Annotated in this window: 20 protein-coding genes; 12 read left to right on the top strand and 8 right to left on the bottom strand. The window is 61.8% G+C overall.

Annotated elements, in window-relative coordinates; genetic code table 11:
* Window positions 1-117: 117 nt before the first annotated feature.
* Window positions 118-1,122, bottom strand: coding sequence for an inositol 2-dehydrogenase (gene iolG / locus ODQ19_RS14100; protein WP_330210367.1), 1,005 nt, complete (start codon window positions 1,120-1,122; stop codon window positions 118-120).
* 43 nt (window positions 1,123-1,165) lie between these two features.
* Window positions 1,166-2,191 (bottom strand): LacI family DNA-binding transcriptional regulator, encoded by a 1,026-nt coding sequence (locus ODQ19_RS14095; RefSeq protein ID WP_330210366.1) that lies wholly within the window; start codon window positions 2,189-2,191, stop codon window positions 1,166-1,168.
* A gap of 124 nt (window positions 2,192-2,315) precedes the next feature.
* Between ODQ19_RS14095 and ODQ19_RS14090 the strand changes: the two genes are divergently transcribed.
* Genes ODQ19_RS14090 through ODQ19_RS14080 form a run of 3 tightly spaced genes read left to right on the top strand, consistent with a single transcriptional unit; the run spans window position 2,316 to window position 5,251 of the window.
* The gene (locus ODQ19_RS14090) at window positions 2,316-3,161 is read left to right on the top strand and encodes an SDR family oxidoreductase (RefSeq protein WP_330210365.1); all 846 of its coding nucleotides are present in this window, start codon (window positions 2,316-2,318) and stop codon (window positions 3,159-3,161) included.
* On the top strand, window positions 3,161-4,285 hold the full coding sequence (locus tag ODQ19_RS14085; protein WP_330210364.1) for a phytanoyl-CoA dioxygenase family protein: 1,125 nt from the start codon (window positions 3,161-3,163) through the stop codon (window positions 4,283-4,285). The genes ODQ19_RS14090 and ODQ19_RS14085 overlap by 1 nt, the downstream gene beginning before the upstream one ends.
* Window positions 4,286-4,327: 42 nt before the next feature.
* On the top strand, window positions 4,328-5,251 hold the full coding sequence (locus ODQ19_RS14080) for a sugar ABC transporter substrate-binding protein (protein ID WP_330210363.1): 924 nt from the start codon (window positions 4,328-4,330) through the stop codon (window positions 5,249-5,251).
* 50 nt (window positions 5,252-5,301) lie between these two features.
* Here the strand turns inward: ODQ19_RS14080 and ODQ19_RS14075 are convergent, their stop codons facing one another.
* Window positions 5,302-5,616, bottom strand: a complete 315-nt coding sequence (locus tag ODQ19_RS14075; protein ID WP_330210362.1) for a DUF2834 domain-containing protein — start codon at window positions 5,614-5,616, stop codon at window positions 5,302-5,304.
* Between the two features lie 191 nt (window positions 5,617-5,807).
* On the opposite strand from ODQ19_RS14075, the gene ODQ19_RS14070 reads away from it, so the two are divergent.
* A complete protein-coding gene (locus ODQ19_RS14070) occupies window positions 5,808-7,517 on the top strand; it encodes an amidase (RefSeq protein ID WP_330210361.1) in 1,710 nt (569 codons plus the stop codon).
* Window positions 7,518-8,156: 639 nt separating this feature from the next.
* Here the strand turns inward: ODQ19_RS14070 and ODQ19_RS14065 are convergent.
* Window positions 8,157-9,482, bottom strand: coding sequence for an aminotransferase-like domain-containing protein (locus ODQ19_RS14065; protein WP_330210360.1), 1,326 nt, complete (start codon window positions 9,480-9,482; stop codon window positions 8,157-8,159).
* Between the two features lie 89 nt (window positions 9,483-9,571).
* On the opposite strand from ODQ19_RS14065, the gene ODQ19_RS14060 reads away from it, so the two are divergent.
* Genes ODQ19_RS14060 through yghX form a run of 3 tightly spaced genes read left to right on the top strand, consistent with a single transcriptional unit; the run spans window position 9,572 to window position 11,940 of the window.
* Window positions 9,572-10,462, top strand: a complete 891-nt coding sequence (locus tag ODQ19_RS14060) for a DMT family transporter (protein ID WP_330210359.1) — start codon at window positions 9,572-9,574, stop codon at window positions 10,460-10,462.
* Window positions 10,463-10,513: 51 nt separating this feature from the next.
* Window positions 10,514-11,008 (top strand): PaaI family thioesterase, encoded by a 495-nt coding sequence (locus ODQ19_RS14055; protein WP_032892109.1) that lies wholly within the window; start codon window positions 10,514-10,516, stop codon window positions 11,006-11,008.
* A gap of 44 nt (window positions 11,009-11,052) precedes the next feature.
* Window positions 11,053-11,940, top strand: a complete 888-nt coding sequence (gene yghX, locus ODQ19_RS14050; RefSeq protein ID WP_330210358.1) for a YghX family hydrolase — start codon at window positions 11,053-11,055, stop codon at window positions 11,938-11,940.
* A gap of 153 nt (window positions 11,941-12,093) precedes the next feature.
* Here yghX and ODQ19_RS14045 read toward each other — a convergent pair whose 3' ends face one another.
* Window positions 12,094-12,966: a LysR family transcriptional regulator gene (locus tag ODQ19_RS14045; protein ID WP_330210357.1), complete on the bottom strand. Its 873-nt coding sequence runs from the start codon at window positions 12,964-12,966 to the stop codon at window positions 12,094-12,096.
* Between the two features lie 129 nt (window positions 12,967-13,095).
* Here ODQ19_RS14045 and ampC point away from each other — a divergent pair, with 129 nt between their 5' ends.
* The 3 genes from ampC (at window position 13,096) to ODQ19_RS14030 (ending at window position 15,442) form a co-directional block, all read left to right on the top strand.
* A complete protein-coding gene (gene ampC, locus ODQ19_RS14040) occupies window positions 13,096-14,238 on the top strand; it encodes a class C beta-lactamase (RefSeq protein ID WP_330210356.1) in 1,143 nt (380 codons plus the stop codon).
* Window positions 14,239-14,351: 113 nt separating this feature from the next.
* Window positions 14,352-14,915 carry a nicotinamide riboside transporter PnuC gene (pnuC, locus tag ODQ19_RS14035; RefSeq protein WP_330210355.1) on the top strand — a complete coding sequence of 188 codons (564 nt, stop codon included), beginning with the start codon at window positions 14,352-14,354 and terminating at the stop codon, window positions 14,913-14,915.
* Window positions 14,912-15,442, top strand: coding sequence for an AAA family ATPase (locus ODQ19_RS14030; RefSeq protein ID WP_330210354.1), 531 nt, complete (start codon window positions 14,912-14,914; stop codon window positions 15,440-15,442). Before pnuC ends, ODQ19_RS14030 begins: the two co-directional genes overlap by 4 nt.
* A gap of 111 nt (window positions 15,443-15,553) precedes the next feature.
* Here the strand turns inward: ODQ19_RS14030 and ggt are convergent, their stop codons facing one another.
* Window positions 15,554-17,278: a gamma-glutamyltransferase gene (gene ggt, locus ODQ19_RS14025; RefSeq protein ID WP_116668623.1), complete on the bottom strand. Its 1,725-nt coding sequence runs from the start codon at window positions 17,276-17,278 to the stop codon at window positions 15,554-15,556.
* Window positions 17,279-17,479: 201 nt separating this feature from the next.
* On the opposite strand from ggt, the gene ODQ19_RS14020 reads away from it, so the two are divergent.
* Both ODQ19_RS14020 and ODQ19_RS14015 read left to right on the top strand, forming a co-directional pair.
* Window positions 17,480-18,625: a MalY/PatB family protein gene (locus ODQ19_RS14020; protein WP_330210353.1), complete on the top strand. Its 1,146-nt coding sequence runs from the start codon at window positions 17,480-17,482 to the stop codon at window positions 18,623-18,625.
* Between the two features lie 89 nt (window positions 18,626-18,714).
* Window positions 18,715-21,996 (top strand): dermonecrotic toxin domain-containing protein, encoded by a 3,282-nt coding sequence (locus tag ODQ19_RS14015; RefSeq protein WP_330210352.1) that lies wholly within the window; start codon window positions 18,715-18,717, stop codon window positions 21,994-21,996.
* A gap of 39 nt (window positions 21,997-22,035) precedes the next feature.
* On the opposite strand, the gene ODQ19_RS14010 is transcribed toward ODQ19_RS14015, so the two are convergent.
* Together ODQ19_RS14010 and ODQ19_RS14005 are read right to left on the bottom strand one after the other, a co-directional pair.
* Entirely contained in the window at window positions 22,036-22,251 is a 216-nt protein-coding gene (locus ODQ19_RS14010; RefSeq protein ID WP_003173733.1) for a TOBE domain-containing protein, read from the bottom strand.
* Window positions 22,252-22,489: 238 nt separating this feature from the next.
* Window positions 22,490-22,683: hypothetical protein (locus ODQ19_RS14005; RefSeq protein ID WP_330210351.1), on the bottom strand; the 194-nt coding region annotated here is incomplete at its 5' end.

The following is a 22,683-nucleotide window of genomic DNA, read 5'->3' as shown; positions in this document are numbered from 1 at the left end:
TCACCTTCTGTAGGAGCGAGCTTGCTCGCGAAAAACTCACAAGCGCCGCGTTTATCCAGGAAGCACGCGTTATCGTTGACGTTTTTCGCAAGCAAGAACTAGGCGTCCCCCTCGCTCCTACAGGTTATGACTGACCCTCACACTGCGCCCGGTCTTCACCGACTCCAGCGCACAATCAGCCAGATGCAACGCATACAAACCATCGCGCATACTGGTGGGCAACTCGCGCCCCTCATTCAGCGCATCGATGAACTGCGTCAGCTCATTGCGATACGCATCCGCGTAACGCTCAAGGAAAAAATGCTGCAACGGCTCTAACGCTTCGGTGTGCTCAGCGCTCCAATGGCGTACGGTGCTGGGCCGGTGATTGTCGGTCAGCAGCACGCCGCTGGCGCCGGAAACTTCTACGCGCTGGTCGTAGCCATACACCGCCTGGCGGCAGCAGTTGATATGGCATTGTTTGCCCGAAGCGGTACGTAGCAGGACCATGACGCTGTCGTAGTCGTCGATCTGCTCCAGGGTCGGGTCCACCAGGCGGCTGGCGAAGGCGCTGACATCTACGGGTTCCTCGCCGAGCAAGTGGCGAGCAGTGTCAAAGTCATGGATGGTCATGTCGCGCAGGATCCCGCCAGAGTGTTCCAGGTAGTCACGCGGTGCCAGGCCAGGGTCGCGACTGGTGATGATCACCTGGCGCACGGCGCCGATCTGGCCGGCGTCCAGCGCCTGGCGCAGGCGCAGCATGTCGGGGTCGAAGCGCCGGTTAAAGCCAAGCATTACCTTGCCGCCCTGACGCTCCACGGTTTGCGCAGCGCTGCGCGCCTTGGCGATGTCCAGGTCGATGGGTTTTTCGCAGAGCACCGCCTTGCCCTGGGCCACCGCAGCCAGCAACAGGTCGATGTGGGTGTCGGTGGGCGTGCCGATCACCACCGCATCGATGTCCTCGCGGCTCAGCACGGTGGCGCAGTCATACGCGGCGTCACACCCTAACTGAGTGCTCAAGGCATCGACACCTGCGCGCCAGGGGTCGGCCACCAGCACCAGCGTGGCATTAGGATGGGCGGCAACGTTGGCGGCGTGGATCTTGGCGATGCGCCCGGCACCTAGAACGGCGATACGTAGCATGGTCGAACTCCTGGATTATTATTGGATAGGGTGTTTCAGCGCTTCAGTCCGGCAGGTTGAACGGCGTGACGATCTGCACCTGTGACGGCGCAATCGGCCCGGCCTTCCATAGCCGGTGGTATTGCAGGATGTGCAGGAATACGTGGCGGGCATCGATCTGCAGGTTGTGATCAATGATCGCCGCGACTTTTTCTTCGCGCAGCAGTTGGCGGTTTTCTTCGTCAAGGTCGTGGCCGATGAATACCTCCAACGAACGGTCCTGCGCGGCAAACGCGTCGACAATTGCGCGGTTGCCACCGCCGACGCTGTACACCGCCTTCAGCCCGGGGTGCTGGTGCAAGGCTTGGGTCACTCGTTCAAAGGTGCGCTCATACACGCCGTAGCCGCCGCTGATATCCAGTACCCGCAGGTGCTCGGCGCGGCCACGCAGCCAGGCACGAAAACCCATCTCGCGCTCTTCTTCACCGCGGAACAATTCGCTGCCAATCACCACCGCCACGTCCTGAGGATCGGTCGGCAGCCAGCGCGACATCAGGTAGGCAGCGGTCTGGCCGGCCGTGCGATTGTCCATGCCCACATAGCCGATGCGCTCGCTTTGGGGCAGGTCGGTGACCAAGGTCACCACCGGGATGCCGGCCGCAATCAGCTGCTTGACGGCCAGGTTCACCGCCGGTTCATCCGCAGCCTTGAGCACCACACCCTGGCTGCCCGTGTCGAGGCAGCGCAGCAGTTGGTCGTGCATGGCCTGGGGCTCGATCTCCTCGAACAGGTGAAAACGTGGCGCGATGCGAAACGGTGCCAGGCTGGCCAATTGGCAAACGATCGCCGCCTGCACCGCAGCGCTGAAACGCTGGGGCGTGTGCATGATGACGTCCACATGGAAGGTGCGCCCCACGGCCAAGCCATTTTTTTCCTGGGATTCCAACTCCTCCAATGCCTGCTCGATACGCCGCCGGGTCTGGGCATGCACGCTGCCGCGCTGGTGCAGCACGCGGTCCACCGTGGCCTTGCTGACGCCAGCCTGGGTGGCGAGTTGCTTGATGGAAAAATGTTTTGCGCGTTCGAGCATGGGTTTCGCCTGAGGTGTATTTGAGGTCTTTTTTGGGCGTTACTGAGGTTTTGCAATGCTAATCTCAGTTTTGCCTGGCGTCGAGCCGGGCCAGCAAAACAATAAAAACTCCAGGAGAACCCTCATGCTCCACACCGATCTTGCGACCTCGTTCAGCGGCCAATACTTTGTCGTGACCGGCAGCACCCAGGGCCTCGGCGCGGCGGTGGCCCATACCCTGGCTCGCCGTGGTGCGGCCGGGCTGATCATTTGCGGGCGTCGCCGTACCGAGGGCGACGAGCAGGTTCGCCAACTGGCACAGTTGGATTGCCAGGCGTTTTTTGTCGAGGCCGACCTGGAAAAGGTCGAGGACTGCCGCGCAATCATCGAAGCGGCGCGCGTCCATTTCGGCACCTTGCACGGCTTGGTGAACTGCGCCGGCATGTCTGACCGTGGCACCATTCTCGACACCTCGCCGGAACTGTTCGAGCGCTTGTTTGCGGTGAATGTGCGGGCGCCGTTTTTCTTAATGCAAGAAGCGCTGAAGCTGATGATCAGCAGCGGTGTTGAGGGCGCGGTGGTCAATATCCAGAGCGTTACCGGCCATGGTGGGCAGTCGTTCTTGAGTGCTTATGCGGCGTCCAAGGGCGCGCTGGCGATCCTGACCAAGAACGTCGCATTCAGTGCCTTGCGCAACCGCATCCGCGTGAATGGCCTGAACATCGGCTGGATGGACACGCCCCACGAGGATCAGATCCAGCGCCAGTACCACGGCGCCCAGGACGGCTGGCTGGCCGATGCCGAACGCACCCAACCGTTTGGGCGCCTGCTCAAGCCCGAAGAGGTAGCGCGCAGCGTGGCATTTCTGCTGTCCACTGAGTCGGGAATGATGACTGGCGCAGTGATCGACCTTGAACAAGGTGTGGTCGGCTGCACCGACAGCAGCACCCCACAACCTCACCAGGCCCTGAGCCTTCCAGGAGGTATGTGATGTCGGCTTTCGTAACCGGCGACGCGGTGCGCCTGGCCGACTTCAGCCGGATCTGTGCGCAGCGCACCAACGCCAGCGACTACCCGCTGTGCCTTGAGGTACAAGGCAATGTGCCGATCTATCAGGCCCACACCTTGCGCAACAGCGACCGCCTGGTCGTCATGAACGAACTGCATCACCTGTTCCGTGACGGGCCCGGCGTAATGGTGGTGCGCCAAGCCTATGAAGACCTGGAAGTGGTGGACCGCCACAGCCAGGTCTTCGACGCGATCTTTGCCCATGAAGCCGCCCAGGGCGTGGCCGCCGATCACTTTGCCAAGGCCGGCAGCAATGGCAGGATCTGGAACGCGCTGCAGAAGGCGGCCTTACAGTCCCCCGAATCCTTTGCCGAGTACTACGCCAACCCTCTGCTGGGGCTGATCGCCGAAGCCTGGTTGGGGCCGGGTTTTCAAGTCACGGCGCAAGTCAACGTGGTGCATCCAGGTGGCCAGGCGCAGCAGCCGCACCGTGACTATCACCTGGGTTTCCAGACCAACGATGTGATCGAACGTTTTCCGCTGCCGCTGCATGCGCTGTCCCAACATCTGACGTTGCAAGGTGCTATCGCACACTCGGACATGCCGCTGGAAACCGGCCCCACCCAGCTGCTGCCCTTTTCCCAACAGTACGCCTTGGGGTACCTGGCGTGGCGACGCACGGACTTTATCGACTACTTCCAGCAACACGCGGTGCAATTGCCGCTGAACAAGGGCGACTTGCTGTTCTTCAACCCAGCGCTGTTCCATGCCGCCGGCACCAATCGCACGGCCGATCGCCAGCGCATGGCCAACCTGCTGCAAATCTCCTCGGCGTTCGGCAAGCCAATGGAAGCCATCGACCGCGACCGCATGATGCTGGCGGTGTATCCGGTGCTGCTCGCCAACCCCAACCTGGATGCCCACGCCGTGGTCGCCTGTACCGCAGACGGGTACTCCTTCCCCACTAACCTCGACACCGACCCACCCTTGAGGGGCCTGGCCCCGCAAACCGGGCAACAACTGATGCTGCAAGCCCTCGACGAACGCTGGCCGTGCTCGGACTTCGCCGCCGCCGTGGCGCAGCTGCGGGCCAAACGCCAAGCGTGAACCGCCCTGCTTTGACAACAACAAAAACAACGGAGCACAACCATGAAGAAGCAACTCCTTGCGGCACTGTTAGTCCTTGCGTTCAGCCCTTGGGCGCTGGCGGACATTCGCATCGGCGTGAGCATCGCCCAGGTAGACGACGTATTCCTCGCACAAATGCGCGACTACATGGCCGCCCACGCCAGGGAACTGCCCGATGTCACCCTGCAATTCGAAGACGCCCAGGGCGACGTGGTGCGTCAACTCAATCAGGTGCAAAACTTCACCGCCCAAGGCATGGACGCGATTATCGTCAACGCAGTGGACACGGCCGCCACCCAGAAGATGACGCTCAATGCCCAGCAGGCCAAGATTCCGCTGGTGTACGTCAACCGCCGTCCGGAGTTCAAGGAGGTGCCAGCGGGCGTGGGCTATGTCGGTTCGGACGAGATCAAGGCCGGCGAAATCCAGATGCGCTACCTGGCCGAGAAAATGGGCGGCAAGGGCAACCTGGCGATCATGCTCGGGCTGCCGTCCAACAACGCCACCCATAACCGCACGCTGGGGGTGAAGACCGTGCTAAAGGACTACCCCGACATCAAAATCATCGAGGAACAAAGCGCCGAATGGCAGCGCGGCAAGGCGATTGACCTGATGAACAACTGGATCGTATCCGGGCGCAAAATCGATGCCGTGGCCGCGAATGCCGATGAAATGGCGATTGGCGCGGCCATGGCTATCAGCCAGGCAGGCATGCAGCCGGGCAAGGACATCCTGGTGGCCGGCAGCGACGGCGGCGCAGCTGGATTGGACGCGGTGAAAAAAGGCCAGCTGTTGGTCACGGTGTACCAAGACAACAAGGGCCAGGCAGTGGGTTCCATCGACCTGGCAGTGAAGATGGTCAAGCAGCAGCCGTACACGGCGGAGCTGACGATTCCTTATCAGCAGATCACCAAGGACAACTACCAAGCGTTCCTTAATCCCTGAAGACCGCGCACTACTCATGGCAAGGGAGCTTGCGCCCTTGCCATACAGGCTTAGTTGAGCGTTCGCCGAGAAAACCCATTAACCACGATATAGAGCAACGGCCCCACCGACACAAACACCGCCGTCAGCACAAAGTACGGCAACACCGAGCCTATCGACCGCCCTCGCCCACGCGCATCCCGGTACATCCACACACACGCCAGCACCGCCATCAGGTACAGGTCAATCACCACCTGCGCCGTATCGGGCCTGGACATCAGTTCCCATCCAAATGCCAGCAGTGACTGCTCGGCCGTGAGCATCGTCGCCACCGTATAGAGGGTAAACCCGAGCAAGGCCGCCAGGGCGATATAAGGTTTTTGCATGGTCTCTTCCTTGAAGTGCAACGTTAATCAGCGCGGCCACCTTAGCGATAAGAGGCTGCCGCTCGCAATCCTGCTGACGTCTTTCTCGAGATGTCCTGCGCGCCGCCTACACGAAGTATGCCGCGCTGGTTTTGTGAAATATCTGTACGTAGACTGCCGCCATACCCCCACTTGAAGGCGGCGAAAAAAACGTGATGCAAGTTACTGAAGTCTCCATTGCCCAATTGCGCGCTGCGCTTGAAGCCGGCCAGACCACGGCAGTTGAACTGGTGCAGGCGTACCTGGCGCGGATCGATGCCTACGATGGCCCGCAGACGGCCACTGCACTGAACGCCGTGGTGGTACGAAATCCCGAGGCGATCAACGAAGCCCAGGCGTCCGATGCGCGCCGCGCCAAGGGGCAAACCCTGGGGCCGCTGGATGGTATCCCCTACACGGCCAAGGACAGTTACCTGGTCAAGGGGCTGACGGCTGCATCCGGCAGCCCGGCGTTTGCCAAGCTGGTGGCCCAGCGCGATGCCTTCACCATTGAGCGTCTGCGTGCCGGTGGCGCTATCTGCCTGGGCAAGACCAACATGCCGCCGATGGCCAATGGCGGTATGCAGCGTGGCGTGTATGGTCGGGCCGAGAGCCCTTACAACGCCGACTACCTCACCGCGCCGTTTGCTTCGGGTTCCTCCAACGGTGCCGGCACCGCCACCGCCGCGAGCTTTGCCGCGTTCGGGCTGGCAGAAGAAACCTGGTCCAGCGGTCGCGGCCCGGCCTCCAACAATGGCCTGTGTGCCTACACGCCTTCGCGTGGGGTGATTTCGGTGCGCGGCAACTGGCCGTTGACCCCGACCATGGACGTGGTGGTGCCCTATGCGCGCACCATGGCCGACCTGCTGGAAGTGCTCGACGTCGTGGTGGCCGAAGACCCGGACACACGTGGCGACCTGTGGCGCCTGCAACCCTGGGTGCCGATCCCCAGCGTCACCTCGGTGCGCCCGGCGTCATACGCGGCCCTGGCAGTCAGCAGCGAAAGCCTGGCCGGCAAGCGCTTTGGCGTGCCGCGCATGTACATCAACGCCGACCCGGATGCTGGCACCAGCGAAAAACCCGGTATCGGCGGCCCGACCGGGCAAAAGATCCACACCCGCGCCACGGTGATCGAACTGTGGCAAGCCGCGCGTCAGGCATTGGAAGCGGCGGGTGCCGAAGTGATCGAAGTGGATTTCCCGCTGGTGTCCAACTGCGAAGGCGACCGCCCCGGCGCACCGACGGTGTTTACCCGTGGCCTGGTCTCCAAAGAGTTCCTCCACGATGAGCTGTGGGAACTGTCTGCATGGGCCTTCGATGACTTCCTGCGCGCCAACGGTGACCCTAGCCTGAACCGCCTGGCCGATGTGGACGGGCCAAAAATCTTCCCTCACGACCCGGGCACCCTGCCCAACCGTGAAGACGACCTGGCCGCCGGCATGGACGAATACGTGCGCATGGCCCAGCGCGGCATCACGCCGTGGGACCAGATCAGCACCGTGCCCGATGGCCTGCGCGGCCTGGAGCAAACCCGGCGCCTGGACCTGGAAGACTGGATGGACACTCTAGGGCTCGACGCCGTGCTGTTCCCCACCGTGGCCGACGTAGGCCCGGCGGATGCCGATGTGAACGAAACGTCTGCCGACATTGCCTGGAGCAACGGCGTGTGGGTGGCTAACGGCAACCTCGCCATCCGCCACCTGGGCGTGCCCACTGTCACCGTGCCGATGGGCGTGATGGCGGACATTGGCATGCCGGTGGGGCTGACCTTCGCCGGGCGTGCCTATGACGATTCGGCGCTGTTGCGCTTTGCCTCGGCGTTCGAAGCCACCGGTAGCAAACGGATGATCCCGCCGCGTACGCCACCATTGGCAGCCAGCTAAACGCGGTCACCTGTGGGAGCTGGCTTGCCTGCGATGGCGGCCGTTCAATCGACAGAGATGTCGAATGTGCCGCCCACAGGTAACTACGATGCGAAGCGAGCCGCTCTTGATCTTGATCTGCTTTTGATCTTGATCTCAGGCGCCCCGTTAAACCACGCTGGCCGCACGCAGGCTTGAATTCGTGGGTAACCCGGCAGGACGCCGGGTTAGCCGCCCCGCGCCATGGATGGCGCGTGGCGGCGGCCCACGGATTCAAGCCTGCGTTCGGGCACACCGAGCCTAGGCGAGGTGCCGAGTGGTGGGGCAAGAGCGTTTTGCTTACTTTTGCGCTGTTCAAAAGTGAGCCGCTGTAAAAGCGGAACCCTAAGTAGCCGTTACCGTAGGAATGGATATGTACTCGGTATTACGGTGTCGACTGTGAGGCCGTTTTCGCAGGCAAGCCAGCTCCCACAGTTGGATCATGGGGTGTCAGGTAGATAGGCGTCTCCTGGCAGGCCGCCATCGCAGGCAAGCCAGCTCCCACAGTTGGATCATGGGGTGTCAGGTAGATAGGCGTCTCCTGGCAGGCCGCCATCGCAGGCAAGCCAGCTCCCACATTTTGCCCGTATTTCAAATCAAGCCCTGTGGCTAGGTCTTGACTCACCACACCACCACCTTGCGCACCTTCACCAGCGCCTCACGCAGCGCCGCCATGGGCACCGAACCCAGGGCCAGGCGCAGTGCATGGGGCACCTGGGCCGAGACCGCGAACGGTTCGGCGGTTGAAACAGAGATGCCTGCGCGCTGCAAGGTCATGGCGACCTGATCGGCGCGGGCGTCTTGCGCCAACGGCAGCCACAGAAAGTAGGATGACGGGTGGCTGATGGTCTTCACACCGCTCAGCACCTGTGCCGCCAACGCCTGGCGAGCCTGGGCATCCGCGCGCTTTTGCGCCTCCAGTTGCGCCACCGTGCCGTCTTCGAGCCAGCCCACCGCAATCGCGCTCATCACCCCCGGCACGTTCCAGGTGGTGGCCATGATCGTGCGTTCCAAGCCGCTTACCCAAGCCATAGGCGCAGCGATAAAGCCCACGCGTAAACCGGTGGCGACACTCTTGGACAGCCCGCCGATGTACACCGTGCGCTCCGGTGCGAGGGTCGCCAAGGGTGGCGGCGCTTCTTCGGCGAGAAACGCATAGGCGCCATCCTCGATGATCATCAGGTTGTGCTGCCGGGCGATTGCCACCAAGCGCTCGCGCTGCGCCAGGCTCATCACCCAGCCCAATGGGTTATGCAGGGTCGGCATGCTGTACACCGCTCGCACCGGGCGCTGGCGACACAGGCTGTGCAGGTGGCCCAGGTCCGGGCCGCTGGCGGTGACGGGGATGGCGACGATTTCCAAGTGCAGGGTTTCGGCCAGTACCTTGAAACCCGAATAGGTCAATGCATCCACCGCGACCACATCCCCAGGTTTGAGCAAGGTCATCATGCTCACCGCCAGGCCATGCTGGGCGCCGCTGACCACCAGCACCTGCTCGGCTGGCACCGTCAGCCCTCGGTTCAACAAGTGCCGGGCCACGGCGGCGCGCTCGTGCACACGCCCGGCATGGGGCTGGTAACGCAGCAGCGCCTCCAGGTCGCCAGACAGGGCGAGTTGGCGCAACGCCGTGCGCAGCAGCTCGGCCTGCCCCGGCAAAGACGGGTAGTTGAAATTCAGGTCAAGCAAACCCGCCGCAACCGTCATCTGCCCACTGCCCTGCCCCGGTGGCAAGGCAATCTCACGCACGAAGGTGCCGCGCCCGGTTTCGCCACTGACCAGGCCCATGGCTTCCAGCTCGCTGTACACCCGGCTGGCGGTGACCAGCGCCAGGCCATGCTCGGCGGCCAATTGCCGATGGGTAGGCAACCGCGTGCCGGGCTGCAATTGGCCGCTGCGGATGGCCTCGGCGAAGGTATCGACCAGCGTCTTGTAGCGCGCACGGGGCATAAGGATGTATCCATGACAATTTTTTGATTGTCTTAATCTTCAATCCTAGGATGCCCAGCACGCAACTGCCATTTTCCGACAGGTCCCCCATGGAACGCACTTCTCCCCTCGCCACTCTGGACAGCAGCACCCAGGGTTGGATCAACGGCTTTATCGGCGTAGTGATTTTCAGCGGCTCGCTGCCAGCCACGCGCCTGGCGGTCATGGAATTCGACCCGGTGTTCCTGACCATGATCCGCGCCACCCTCGCTGCACTACTGGGGCTGTGCCTGCTGGGGTTATTCAAGGAAAAACGCCCCACGCGCCAGCAATGGGCACCGCTGGTAATCGTCGCGCTTGGCGTGGTGATCGGCTTTCCACTGCTGACGGCCCTGGCCCTGCAGTACGTGACCTCGGCCCACTCCATCGTCTTTATCGGCCTGCTGCCACTGGCTACGGCGGTGTTCGGCGTGCTGCGCGGCGGTGAGCGGCCGAGGCCGGTGTTCTGGTTGTTTTCGATCCTGGGCAGCCTGCTGGTGATGGGTTATGCCGTTGCACAAGGTTTGAGCGCCGCACCCGCGGGCGATGTGCTGATGCTGTTGGCGGTGCTGGTGTGCGGCCTGGGGTATGCCGAAGGCGCCAAGCTGTCGCGCAGCCTGGGCGGCTGGCAGGTGATCTGCTGGGCGCTGGTGGTGTCGCTGCCGGTGGTGGCGCCCTTGAGCCTGCTGCTGGCGCCGTCCACCCTCAGCGGTATCAGTTTGCCGGCGTGGTTGAGCCTGGGCTATGTGGCGTTGTTCAGCATGTTGATCGGCTTTGTGTTCTGGTACCGCGGCCTGGCCCAGGGCGGCATTGCCGCGGTCGGCCAGTTGCAGTTGCTGCAACCGTTCTTCGGCCTGGCGCTGGCAGCGGGTCTGCTGCATGAACAGGTCAGCCTGGGCATGGTGCTGGTGACGGTGGCGGTGATCGGCTGCGTGGCCGGGGCGAAGAAGTTTGCTCGCTGACCCCTGGCCTGCTAAATAGAGGCGTCGCCCAAAAAATAACAAGGACTCTGCATGCACAGCGCTTCTCTCCAGGACACCACGGCGCCGGAAGGCATCTGCTACGGCTGCGGCAGCAGCAACCCCCATGGCCTGCACATCAAGAGCCGCTGGGATGACGATGGCGTGCACGTCATTGCCGAGCATCAACCCGAGGCTAAATACAGCGGCTGGCCAGACTTGGTCTACGGTGGCCTGATCGCCATGCTGGTGGACTGTCATTCCAACTGGACCGCCATGGCCTACCACTACCGCGCCGAACAGCGTGAACCTGGCAGCCTGCCGCGCATCGATTGCGTCACCGGCAATCTGGGGATCAAATTCATCAAGCCCACGCCCATGGGTGTGCCCCTGGTCCTGCGGGCTCGGGTCGAAGGCGAAGTCGGCCGCAAAAGCCGTGTGGTCTGCGAAGTGTATGCAGGCAGCGTGCTCACCGCCGTCGGCGACTCGGTGTTCGTGCGCGTCGACACCGGGCAACTGGCCGCTGCCGCCCATGGCCGCGAGGTTTGATCCTGGTCTACAGTGACGGCAACCGCTAATCGAGGACTGCACCGATGACTCGTCTGACCGCGAAAGACTTTGCTCCCGAACTGCTGGAACTCTACGACGGCTACGCCCACGGCAAGATCAACCGCCGCGAATTTCTCGACCGCGCCGCGCTGTTCACCCTCGGTGGCCTCACCGCTTCGGCATTGCTCGCGGCCCTGAGCCCCAATTACGCCCTGGCCGAACAGGTGAAGTTCACCGACCCGGATATCGTCGCCGACTACATCACCTACCCCTCGCCCAAAGGCAACGGCACCGTGCGCGGCTACCTGGTACGCCCAGCCAAGGCCGCAGGCAAGCTGCCCGCCGTGGTGGTGGTGCATGAAAATCGGGGCCTGAACCCCTATATCGAAGACGTCGCCCGACGCCTGGCCAAGGCCGGCTTTATCGCCCTGGCCCCGGACGGCCTGACCTCGGTGGGCGGCTACCCTGGCAATGATGAAAAAGGCGTGGCACTGCAACAGACCGTCGACCCGACCAAACTGATGAACGACTTCTTCGCCGCCATCGAATGGCTGATGCACCACGACAGCAGCACGGGCAAAGTCGGCATCACCGGGTTCTGTTATGGCGGTGGCGTGACCAATGCAGCGGCGGTGGCCTACCCGGAACTGGGCGCGGCAGTGTCGTTCTACGGGCGCCAACCCGACGCCAGGGATGTGCCGCGCATCAAGGCGCCGATCATGTTGCATTTCGGTGAGCTGGATACGCGCATCAATGAAGGCTGGCCAGCGTATGAGCAGGCATTGAAGGCCGCAGGTACGACGTATGAGGCGTTTATCTACAAGGGCGCCAATCATGGTTTTCATAATGATTCGACGCCGCGCTATGACGAAGCAGCGGCGAACCTTGCCTGGGAACGCACCCTGGGATGGTTCCGCCAATACCTCGCCTAGCCAAGCGCTGACTGTGGGAGCGGGCTTGCTCGCGAAGGCAGTGTGTCAGTCGCTGCACCTGTTGCTGCACGACCGCTTTCGCAGGCAAGCCAGCTCCCACATTTGATCTTCATTGCTTTGGGCATTGCGTTCGCTAGACTGATCGGCGTCAGCTCAGGCAACACTCGCCTGCAACCACCCCTTGAACGCCACCATCGCTGACGTCTCAGCCCGCGACTGCAAGCGCGTCAACCAATAGCTGCCGGTGGTGATGCCCACCTCGAACGGCTGGCGGATCACATCGTTCGCCAATTGCCGCGAGAACATACGGGCTGGCGCCAGTGCCACGCCGGCACCTTGCAACGCGGCCTCCATCATTGCCAGCGAGGAGTCGAACACCACGCTGCGCGGCACCCGGGTATCGCTGGGCAAACCGGCGGCCTGGAACCACAGGTTCCACTCATCGGCACGGTAGGAACGCAGCAAGGTATGCTTCAACACATCAGCCGGGTTGCGCAGTTGTTCGGCAATCTGCGGCACGCACAACACCGTCAACGGTGCCTCAACCAACGGGCACGCATCGGTGCCGTGCCACGCGCCGGCGCCAAAGCGGATGGCATAATCCAGGCCCTCGGCGGCGACATCCACGCGGTTGTTGTGGGTGGACAAGCGCAAGTCGATCAACGGGTAGCGGCTGTGAAAATCCGCCAGGCGTGGCAACAACCAGCCCACCGCAAAGGTACCGACCGCCCCCACCGTCAGGACTTCACGGTAATGCCCGCCTTCAAACTGATCCAAGGTCAGGGCGATACGGTCGAAGGCGTCACGCAGCACGGGCAGCAAGGATTCGCCTTCGCTGGTGAGCATCAAGCCCCGAGGCAGGCGCTTGAACAGCGTGACATTGAGTTGCGCTTCGAGACTTTTGACCTGATGACTGACCGCCGCTTGGGTCACGCATAACTCGATGGCCGCACGGGTAAAGCTCAAGTGGCGCGCCGACGCTTCGAAGGCGCGCAAGGCATTGAGCGGCAGGTGGGAACGCAGCATGGCATGACCCAAATTTTTCTAATGGCTGGTGCGAGATATCATCGTTTGCCCACGCCCGGAAATCCACCTACATTTGCCACGCCTGCGCAGGCCACCATCGCCACTGCCTTATTTACATGGAAGCGAAGCATGAAACACACCCTGAAAAAATATGCGATTTCAGCCTTGTTGCTTGGGGCCGGCAGCTGCATGGCCGCCACCGATATGCGCCAGGTCGTGGACAGCCACGTCACCCCCTTGATGAAACAGCAAGGCATCCCCGGCCTGACGGTCGCGGTGGTCCGGCACGGCAAGGTGCAATACTTTAATTACGGCGTCGCCGCCAAGGATACCCAGGCACCCGTCACCGAAAACACCCTGTTCGAAATCGGCTCGGTGAGCAAAACCTTCACAGCCACACTCGGCGCTTATGCCCAAGCCATCGGCAAGCTAAAGCTCTCGGACATGGCCAGCCAACATCTGCCCGCCCTGGCCGGCAGTGCGTTCGAGCGCATCAGCCTGCTACAACTGGCGACCTATACCCCCGGCGGCCTGCCGCTGCAGTTTCCGGATGAGGCCGATAACGCCAGCACCATGCTCGGCTATTTCCAGCACTGGAAGCCTGCTTACGCCCCAGGTGAGCAGCGCTTGTATTCCAACCCCAGTATCGGCCTGTTCGGCTACCTGGCAGCGCAAAGCCTGGGCCAGCCGTTCAACGTCGCCATGGAGAAAAACCTGCTGCCCAAGCTTGGCCTGACCAACACTTATGTCAGCGTGCGCACCGACAAAGCCAGCCAATATGCCCAAGGCTATGACAACCAGCAAAAACCCGTGCGCGTCAGCCCCGGCGCCCTGGACAGCGAAGCCTACGGCCTCAAGACCAGCAGCCAAGACCTGGCCCGCTACGTGATTGCGAACCTGCACCCGCAAACCCTGGAGCAACCGCTGCAACAAGCCATTGCTACAACTCACACCGGCTACTACACCGTCAACGGCATGACCCAGGGCCTGGGCTGGGAACGCTACCCCTACCCCATCGCCCTGCAAGCGTTACTTGACGGCAACTCCACACCGATGGCGATGCAGCCGCACAAAGTCACCTGGCTCAAACCCGCCCAGGCGCAGCCTGCCAACGTGCTCTACAACAAAACCGGCTCCACCGGCGGTTTTGGCGCCTATGTGGCGTATGTACCCAGCAAGGACATGGGGGTGGTGATCCTCGCCAACAAAAACTACCCGAATGCCGAGCGGGTGAAAGTGGCCTATGCGATCTTGAGTGCGATGGATAACTGAAGCAGCAAACACCCCAAGGGCGGGGGTTTGCCTTAGAGTTCGCGGTGCACGTTTGAAGATCGCCGACCTCTAGGTACAATCACCGCCCTCTCCCACTCCCCCAAGGATCCGCCATGTCCGGGCTTGAACTGTTCGCCGCCGCCCTGGGGGTGATCGCCGTTTGGCTGACGGTCAAACAAAACCCCTGGTGCTGGCCCATCGGCCTGGTGATGGTGCTGCTCTACACCTGGGTTTTCTTTGAGGTCAAGCTCTACTCCGACATGCTCCTGCAAGTGGTCTACGCGGCCTTGCAGGTCTACGGCTGGTGGCAGTGGACCCGCGCCGGCGAGGTCAAGCAGGGCCGCCAGGTCACTAGCCTGGGCGTGCCGGCGATCATGGCCAGCCTGGCTGTTGGCGCCGTCGCCAGCCTGTTGCTGGGTGCCGCCATGGCCCATTGGACCGACGCTGCCCAGCCCTGGCTGGACGCCGCGCTCACCGGGTTCAGCCTGGTGGCGCAGATGTGGATGGCACAAAAACGCGTGCAGTGCTGGGCATTATGGATCGTGGTGGATGTGATCTTCGTCGGCCTGTTCCTTTACAAAGGCCTCTACCTCACCGCCGCGCTCTACGCGCTGTTTACCGTGATTGCCGTGCAAGGTTGGCGCGAGTGGCGCGCCGACCCGGCGTTGCACGCATGAAAGTGGTGGTATTGGCAGGCCCCGAATCCAGTGGCAAGAGCTGGCTGGCGGCGCAGTTGCACGCGCACTTCGGCGGGTTGATGGTGGGGGAATATGTGCGGTACTTCATCGATCAGCATCAGCGCGACACCACCCTGGCGGATATCCCGGCCATCGCCGAAGGCCAGTTGGCCTGGGAGGATGCCGCCCGCGCCAAATGCCCCGCATTGCTGATCCTCGACACCCACCTGCTGACCAACAGGCTCTGGAGCCAGACCCTGTTCGGCGATTACCCCGGCTGGCTTGATGACGAACTCCTGGCGCGGCATTACGACCTGCACCTGCTGCTCTCCCCCGAAGACGTGGAATGGAGTGCCGACGGCCAGCGCTGCCAGCCGGAACTGGCGGATCGCCGGGCGTTTTTTCAGGCCAGTCTGGAGTGGATGCAGGAGCATCAGCAGCAGGTGGTAGTGATTCGCGGGGATTGGGAGCAGCGCCGCCAGGCCGCATTTACCGCCGTCAAGCAGTTGCTCGCCCTCCCCCTGTAGGAGCGAGCTTGCTCGCGAAAAACCGGAGTGCGCCGCTGTGAATCAGGCACCCCGCGTTATCGTTAACGATCTTCGCGAGCAAGCTCGCTCCTACACCAACGGTGTGAAGCCTTAGTAACCCAACGACAAGCCCGTATTGCGCCGCGGATCGTTCGCCCCATAGAAACGGTTGTTACCCACCGGCTTGCCACCCAGGGACGGCGCGCCTACCAGAATCGCGGCCAGGTGGTTAGCATCTTGCGGGCCGGCGAACGTGTGGCCCCAGCTTTCGAGGATCTTCTGGGTGTCAGGGCTGACCGCAAAGGTCTCAAGGTTAGTGGTCTGCGGCATCCATTGCTGGTGGAAGCGCGGCGCGTCCACGGCTTCCTGGATGTTCATCTTGTAGTCGATGACATTCAGGATGGTCAGCAAGGTAGCGGTAATAATGCGACTGCCCCCCGGTGTACCAACCACCATCACCGCCTTGCCGTCCTTGGTGACGATGGTCGGGCTCATCGACGACAGCGGCGCCTTGCCCGGTGCGATAGCGTTGGCTTCGCCCTGCACCAGCCCGTACATATTCGGTACGCCGACCTTGACGGTGAAGTCATCCATTTCATCGTTGAGGATCACCCCGGTCTTGCTCGCCATCACCCCGGCGCCAAACCAGTCGTTGAGGGTGTAGGTCACCGAGACCGCGTTACCCCATTTGTCGACGATGGAATAGTGGGTGGTGTTATTGCCTTCGTGGGGCGACACGCCCGGCTTGATCGCTTGGGAATCACCGGCCTTCTGCGGTTCGATCGCCGCGCGCAGCTTGGCCGCGTAGTTCTTGTCCAGCAGGTGCTCGATGGGGTTCTTCACGAAGTCCGGGTCACCGAGGTAGCTGTTGCGGTCCACGTAGGCGTGGCGCATCGCTTCGATCTGGTAGTGCAGGCCCTGGGCCGAGTGATAGCCCAGGTCGGCCATCGGGTAGCCTTCGAGGATGTTCATGATCTGGCAGATCACCACACCGCCCGAGCTGGGTGGCGGCGCCGAGACCACATGGTAGCCACGGTAGTCGCACTCGATGGGGGCCAATTCGCGGGTTTTGTAGGCGTCGAGGTCAGCCTGGGTGATGATGCCTTTGCCGGCCTGGCTGGAATCCACCACCGCCTTGGCGACCCAGCCTTTATAGAAACCGTCGGTGCCCTTGGCCGAGATTTCCTTGAGGGTCTTGGCCAGGTCCTTCTGTACCAGCTTCTGGCCTACCTGCATCGGCTCGCCGTTATGCAGGAAGATGCCACGCATATCCTGATCTTTTTCGAACTCACCGGTGGCGGTGTGCAACAGGTCGATATCGCCCTGCTCCAACGCAAAGCCGTTTTCCGCCAGCTGGATCGCCGGGGCAATCACCTGGGCGCGCTTGAGGGTGCCGTATTTGCTCAGGGCCAGCTCCATGCCGGACACCGTACCCGGTACGCCAACCGCCAAATGGCCTTTGGCGCTGAGGCCTTCGACCACATTGCCGGCCTTGTCGAGGTACATGTCGGCCGTCGCCGCCAACGGGGCTTTTTCGCGGAAGTCGAGGAAGGTCTTGCGCCCGTCCGCCAGTTGCACGGTCATGAAGCCGCCGCCGCCCAGGTTACCTGCGGCCGGGTACACCACCGCCAGTGCGTAACCTACCGCCACCGCCGCATCGACCGCGTTACCACCAGCCTTGAGCACATCGACACCCACGTGGGTTGCCAGGTGCTGGGCCGTTACCACCATGCCATTTTCACCCGCAACCGGGGCTTGGGAAGCTGCGTGCACACCGCTGACCGTCAATACCAGCGCGGTGGCAATCAAGGTGTGGCTGAAGGGTTGGTATTTCATCCATGGCTACTCTGATTATTGAGATGCACCAAAATAGCCCTTCGCTGATTCAATCCCCAGCGCAGTGGCGTTTTTATTACAGAACTTGTCGGTCACGGAACGCACGCCGCTGTGCTAGGCGGCAATCAGCTCTGGCCTATAAAATTAATGGCGCTAGAATCGGCGCCATTCTTTTACCGCCGCCCTGATACGAGCCTGTCCATGAGCTTTGATTTCGACACCCTCCACCCACGCTTCGACACCGGCAGTACTAAGTGGAGCCGTTACCCGCAAGACGTCCTGCCGATGTGGATCGCCGACATGGACATCGCCGCGCCGCCCGCCATCTTGCAAGCCCTGCACGCACGCCTCGACCAGCAGATTCTCGGCTACAGCGTGGCCGGCCCGGACGTGCGCGACGCTATCGTTGCTGACCTGTGGGCCAAGTACGCCTGGCGCGTACAGCCCGAAGAACTGCTGTTCCTGCCCGGCGTGGAGCCTGGCTTCAATATGGCCCTGCACGCCTTCGTCCAGCCTGGCCAGGCGGTGGTGCTGCAAACCCCCAACTATCGGCCGATTCGCCTGGCGCCCGGCAACTGGAACCTGCCACGCATTGAGGTGCCTTTCGAGCAGGTCAACGGCGAGTTCCTCACGCCCCTGTCGGCGATGCGCCAAGCCCTAAACGGGGCCGGAGCCCTGTTGCTGAGTAACCCGCACAACCCCATCGGCAAAGTGTTTCCCCGTGAAGAGCTAATGGCAGTGGCCAATGCCTGCCTGGAAACCGACGCATTGATCATCAGCGACGAAATCCACGCCGAGCTGTGCTTTGACGGCCGTCGCCACATCCCCACCGCCAGCCTCAGCCCAGAGATTGCCCAGCGCACCATTACACTGATGTCGGCGAGCAAGGCGTATAACGTGGCCGGCCTGAAGACCTGCTTCGCCGTGGTCCAGAACGCCGAGGTGCGCGAGCGTTTCAATCAGGCGCGCTGCGGCATGGTCGACAGCGTCAGCCCCCTGGGCCTGGAAGCCACCCGCGCCGCCTACAGCGAATGCACCGACTGGCTCAGCGCGCTGGTGCAGTACCTGCAAGCCAACCGCGACTACCTGCTTGACGCGGTAAAAACCCGTCTGCCCGGCGTGGTGATGCATGCACCACAGGGCACCTTCCTGGCGTGGCTCGATTGCAGCGCATTGGGCCTGGAAGACCCGCAACGGTTCTTTCTGGAACAGGCCAAGGTGGGCCTGAGCGCGGGCCTCGAATTTGGCGATGACAGCCAGCAATTCGTGCGCCTGAACTTCGGTTGCCCACGGGCGATGCTGGAGGAAGGCGTGCAGCGCATGCAGATCAGCTTACAAAACCGCTGACGCTGGCCGGAACCGCATAGGAGGCTTTCAACACACACCAGGCTTAGCCGCCCGTTGTGCCATTGAAATCCTCCCGGAGCCGACCGCCGATGATCCTGCCGCCACGCCCCTTCTCGCCGACTGCCTGGAATTTCAAGCCCGCCGCCGACGATCCTCCTGCGCAATTGCCTGTTCACTCGGTGCAGCCTCTGCAATCCCCGCGCGAACCAACATTGACGCAATCGATAGCCCGCCAGAAAGTCCGCTACCGGCAACTGCTGCAAGCCACTCATGCTGCGTTGCCCAGGGTACGCGACGAAGCCAAACAATGGGCGCAAGCGATGGTCTTGAAGTTGACCGGCCTCAAGGTCGATGCCGACACCCTCTTCCTGAATCGCTTCCAGCAGGCACAAAGCGCCAATACCGTCACCGACTGGGAACATCTGGGGGAAGAGCCCACCGTTTCCCAAGCACTGCCGGATGCACTGTTGAGCAACTTCAACGAACACGACGCGCTCCCCGGCGTGCTTGACCAGCAAGCCGGCTTGTACACCGTTGGCCGCGGGCAAAGTACCCTAGGCGGCTATGGCGCCCATAACCAGTTTGCACTCGCGCCTTCCCAACTGATGCATGAAAGCTGGAAAAGCGATTTTCAGGCCCACATGACCGAAAAGCTCGAACGCTTCTGGCGCGACCATGGCGATGACTACCGAACCAGCCTGAAAGGCGAGTTCGTCTATCAGGCCCGCGAACAGCTCAAGGCCTACGAGCGTGCCTCACCCGCCGAGCGCCTGAAAATACCGGCCGAGCAACGCTTTACCCGTGATGACTACCGCCTGGTGATGGGCGCGGCCAGCAACCTGCCGCTGGATGAGAACCAGCCCCTCACCGTGGATCAACTGCGTGCGATGGCGCCAGTAGAAGGCCGGACACTCATCCACGTGTTCGATATCAACGGGCTTGCCGCTCACGACATCCTGCGTTTCACCGCCACTGATTACGGCAGCCACGGGCAATTACGTGATCGTCGAGACGGTGTGCAAGTCCTGTATATGCCAGGGCATAAGCCGGCTTTCCTGCGCTTTGATTCACTGGACGCGATGGACCAATGGGTGGCAGAGCAAGGCCGGCATGCCGATACGCGCAAGGCGCTAGAGTCGCACTTCTCCCTCAGGGACCGACAGGACAGCGACCTGGGGTTCTGGAGCGATTTCAAATCCTTCATCACCGGCGACACGCGCTCGAACAAAGGCGCGGACAGCGCCATTCGCTACTTGGCCAGCGGCTACTGGGACACTGTGGAAGGGACCGTTATCGACAGCGCCAATGTGCGCATTCACGGCGACGTGTTCAGCGTGATCAAAGACGCCACCCGCGAACGCATGTCCCGCGATGCAGACGTCATGATCAAGTCCGACAGCGAAGTCACCCGCGATACCTGGCTTAATGATTTGACGGTAGCCGCGGGCCTGGCGGCCAAGTTCGCAGTGATTGGCGAACCGGTCGCGGTCGGTTTCGCAGCCGCCACCGGCCTTGTAGAAGCCGAATTGGGTGTCGAGCAATCGATCACGGGCGACACGCAGGAAGAGCGAAAACATGGCAGCACTGCCGCACTGGATGGCGCGCTCAATGAGCTGTTTGCCATCGTGGGCGGTACCGTGAAGGAGCCTGCCTTTGAGCAACCGGCCACGATCCCCCTGACTCGCGAGCTTTTCAGCGACGGCCGGCAGGCGATGGTCATCGAACACCCGTTGAGTCCCAGTGCCTACACCCTGCCGCGGGCCAATGGCTATGACCTTGTGGACCGTGGTCGGGTATATCGCTACCTCAATACGAGACCTGGCGAGCTGACCGATCTGCAAGCAGCAGAACACGCCAAGCCCTTGGAGGACTTTGAGGCGCTTTGCCCTGTGCCCGCTCCGGGTGGGCGGGTGCGACGCGGCATCCAAGACGAGTGTTTCGTTAAACTCGTCGCCGACCTGCCCAAACCCGAACAACGCCTGCAGGCCCTGGAGCACGTGCGGTTGTTTCCGTCCAAGGCAGGGCTGTTCACGCGCGAGCGCACGGTGGTCTATGAAAAACGCCTGCACAAAATGGTCAAAGGCGATACCGGCGCCCAACTGGTGCCCGTCGCCAACGGCGAACGCATCACTTACAAGGCGCAAGTGCACGGCCAACTCATTGACGACCCCGATTTCGGCTTTTACGCAGGCGATAGCGCCGACACGCTTGCTAAAGATACTCGGGTGGTCAAGCTCGGCAGCATCAGCAATGCCAGCAATGATCAGCGCCAGCTCAGAGGCGTGGTCGTCACCAGCGGCAGCCAGCGTTACCTGGTGGTAGAGGCAGACACCGCCGAGTTCTATTACGCACCACTGGATAACACGCAGACACGGGATATCCGGTTCAAGAAATGCGGGCCTCTAGAACTGAGCCTTGCGCAAGGGTACCGCCAGTTTCTGAGTGCCAACCATGGTGTGCAGGCCCTGAATGCCGACTTTGTCGCGCTGGCTCCGCTCAAAAAAGCCTTCAAGCAACTGCAGCGCGCAGGTTTTAGCAAAGCCGACATCGACGATTTGAAGCACCGCTGCAAGGGCATGAACCCTGAGCAGAAACGCGAAGTGGTGTACCGGCTGCAGCAGGCCAACGCCATCGTGAAACCGGATGTGGCCTTGCGCCCCCATCGTGTTTCACCGTTGCATGGCAACCCGGTGCATCCGGCCGCAGACCTGGCCAGGGCCGATGCGGCCAGGCTCACCCAGGGCTGGTTGCGACGCACAGCCAACCTGAAAGCCACCAATGCAGGCGAAGACAGGCTCATCAACCCACCCAAACGGCCCTATAAAGCTGAACCGCAGGCCGATAAGCCAACGCCAACCCTGCCCAGGTTGCCGCTCAAGCCCGCCAATACCATGCAGGTGGCCATGGGTGAAGCCACGACACTCACGAGCGGCAACGAAGCACTCAGCACCCGCAGCCTGACCCACTGCTCGGCCATTGCGGTGCTCACCGACTGGGACGGTGCGCGTTACCAGACCCGCACGCTGATGCACCTGACCGGCAGTAACCTGCAGCTGGGCCTGCGGGGCGGCAATACCCAAGCGCTGCTGGACCGATTGAACGCATCACTGAACAAAGGTGGGCAGGTCATCCTGGTAGGCGGGGTCAATTCAGGTTCAGTGCAAGGCATGGCCACCACCATCGGGCAATCGTTCCAGGGCGAACAACCGCTCAGGACACTGCTTCAAGCGCGGCCCGGCGTCAGCGTGACGCTGGCCAGCTCGCTGGGCATCACGGTTCATGCCGATGGTACGTTCGAGCTGATAGAAGGAACCGGCAAAGGTGTAGTGCCCGAGGATCAGGTCAGGGAGATCTTCAATCGAATTGACTGAGGTAGCTGCCCACCCCCTTTCCCTGACCCTATTGGGCGTTTACAACTTGGCGATGGACACTTCAGTCGATTTCACGAAGGCAATCACTTCACTGCCCACCTTCAATTCCAGGTCACGTACCGAGCGCGTGGTAATCACCGACGTCACAATGCCCGAGGCGGTCTGCACGTCAATTTCCGACACCACTTCCCCCAGCAGAATCTCCTTGATCACACCTTTGAACTGGTTGCGCACGTTGATCGCTTTGATGGTCATGTCGGCTTTCCTTTTGGCTGTTGGGTCAATCCGCACGAATGCGCAGGCCCTCAAAATGCGCTGCCGGATAAAATATTAAAAGGAATAAATACCTATTTATTTATTCCATAACGATATATTAACAATTATGGGTCATGCCCAGGCCACCGCTGAATCTATATATGGCAGCGACCTATGACCGCACATCTTGTGCGTTGACCAACTTTGTTACACCCCATATAGTGTGCCCACAAACAGATCAGACCACTACATAGTGTGCAGCGCCGGTATTTACCGACCACACTACGCGCAGTATTTCAATGCCTTGTAGCCTGCAAAAACATTTATTTTTCGAGTACCAGGAAGGAGTATTTCCATGCTGAGTTGGGATGAAGTCGACAACGAAGACACCGGTGCAGCGGTGATCAAAGGCGCCAACGCCGGCCACGCCAG

The sequence above is a fragment of the Pseudomonas sp. AM4(2022) genome (assembly GCF_036346515.1).
Taxonomy (GTDB): domain Bacteria; phylum Pseudomonadota; class Gammaproteobacteria; order Pseudomonadales; family Pseudomonadaceae; genus Aquipseudomonas; species Aquipseudomonas paracarnis.
The sequence above is the reverse complement of the archived record's forward strand: the minus strand, read 5'-3'. Positions and strand labels throughout refer to the sequence as shown.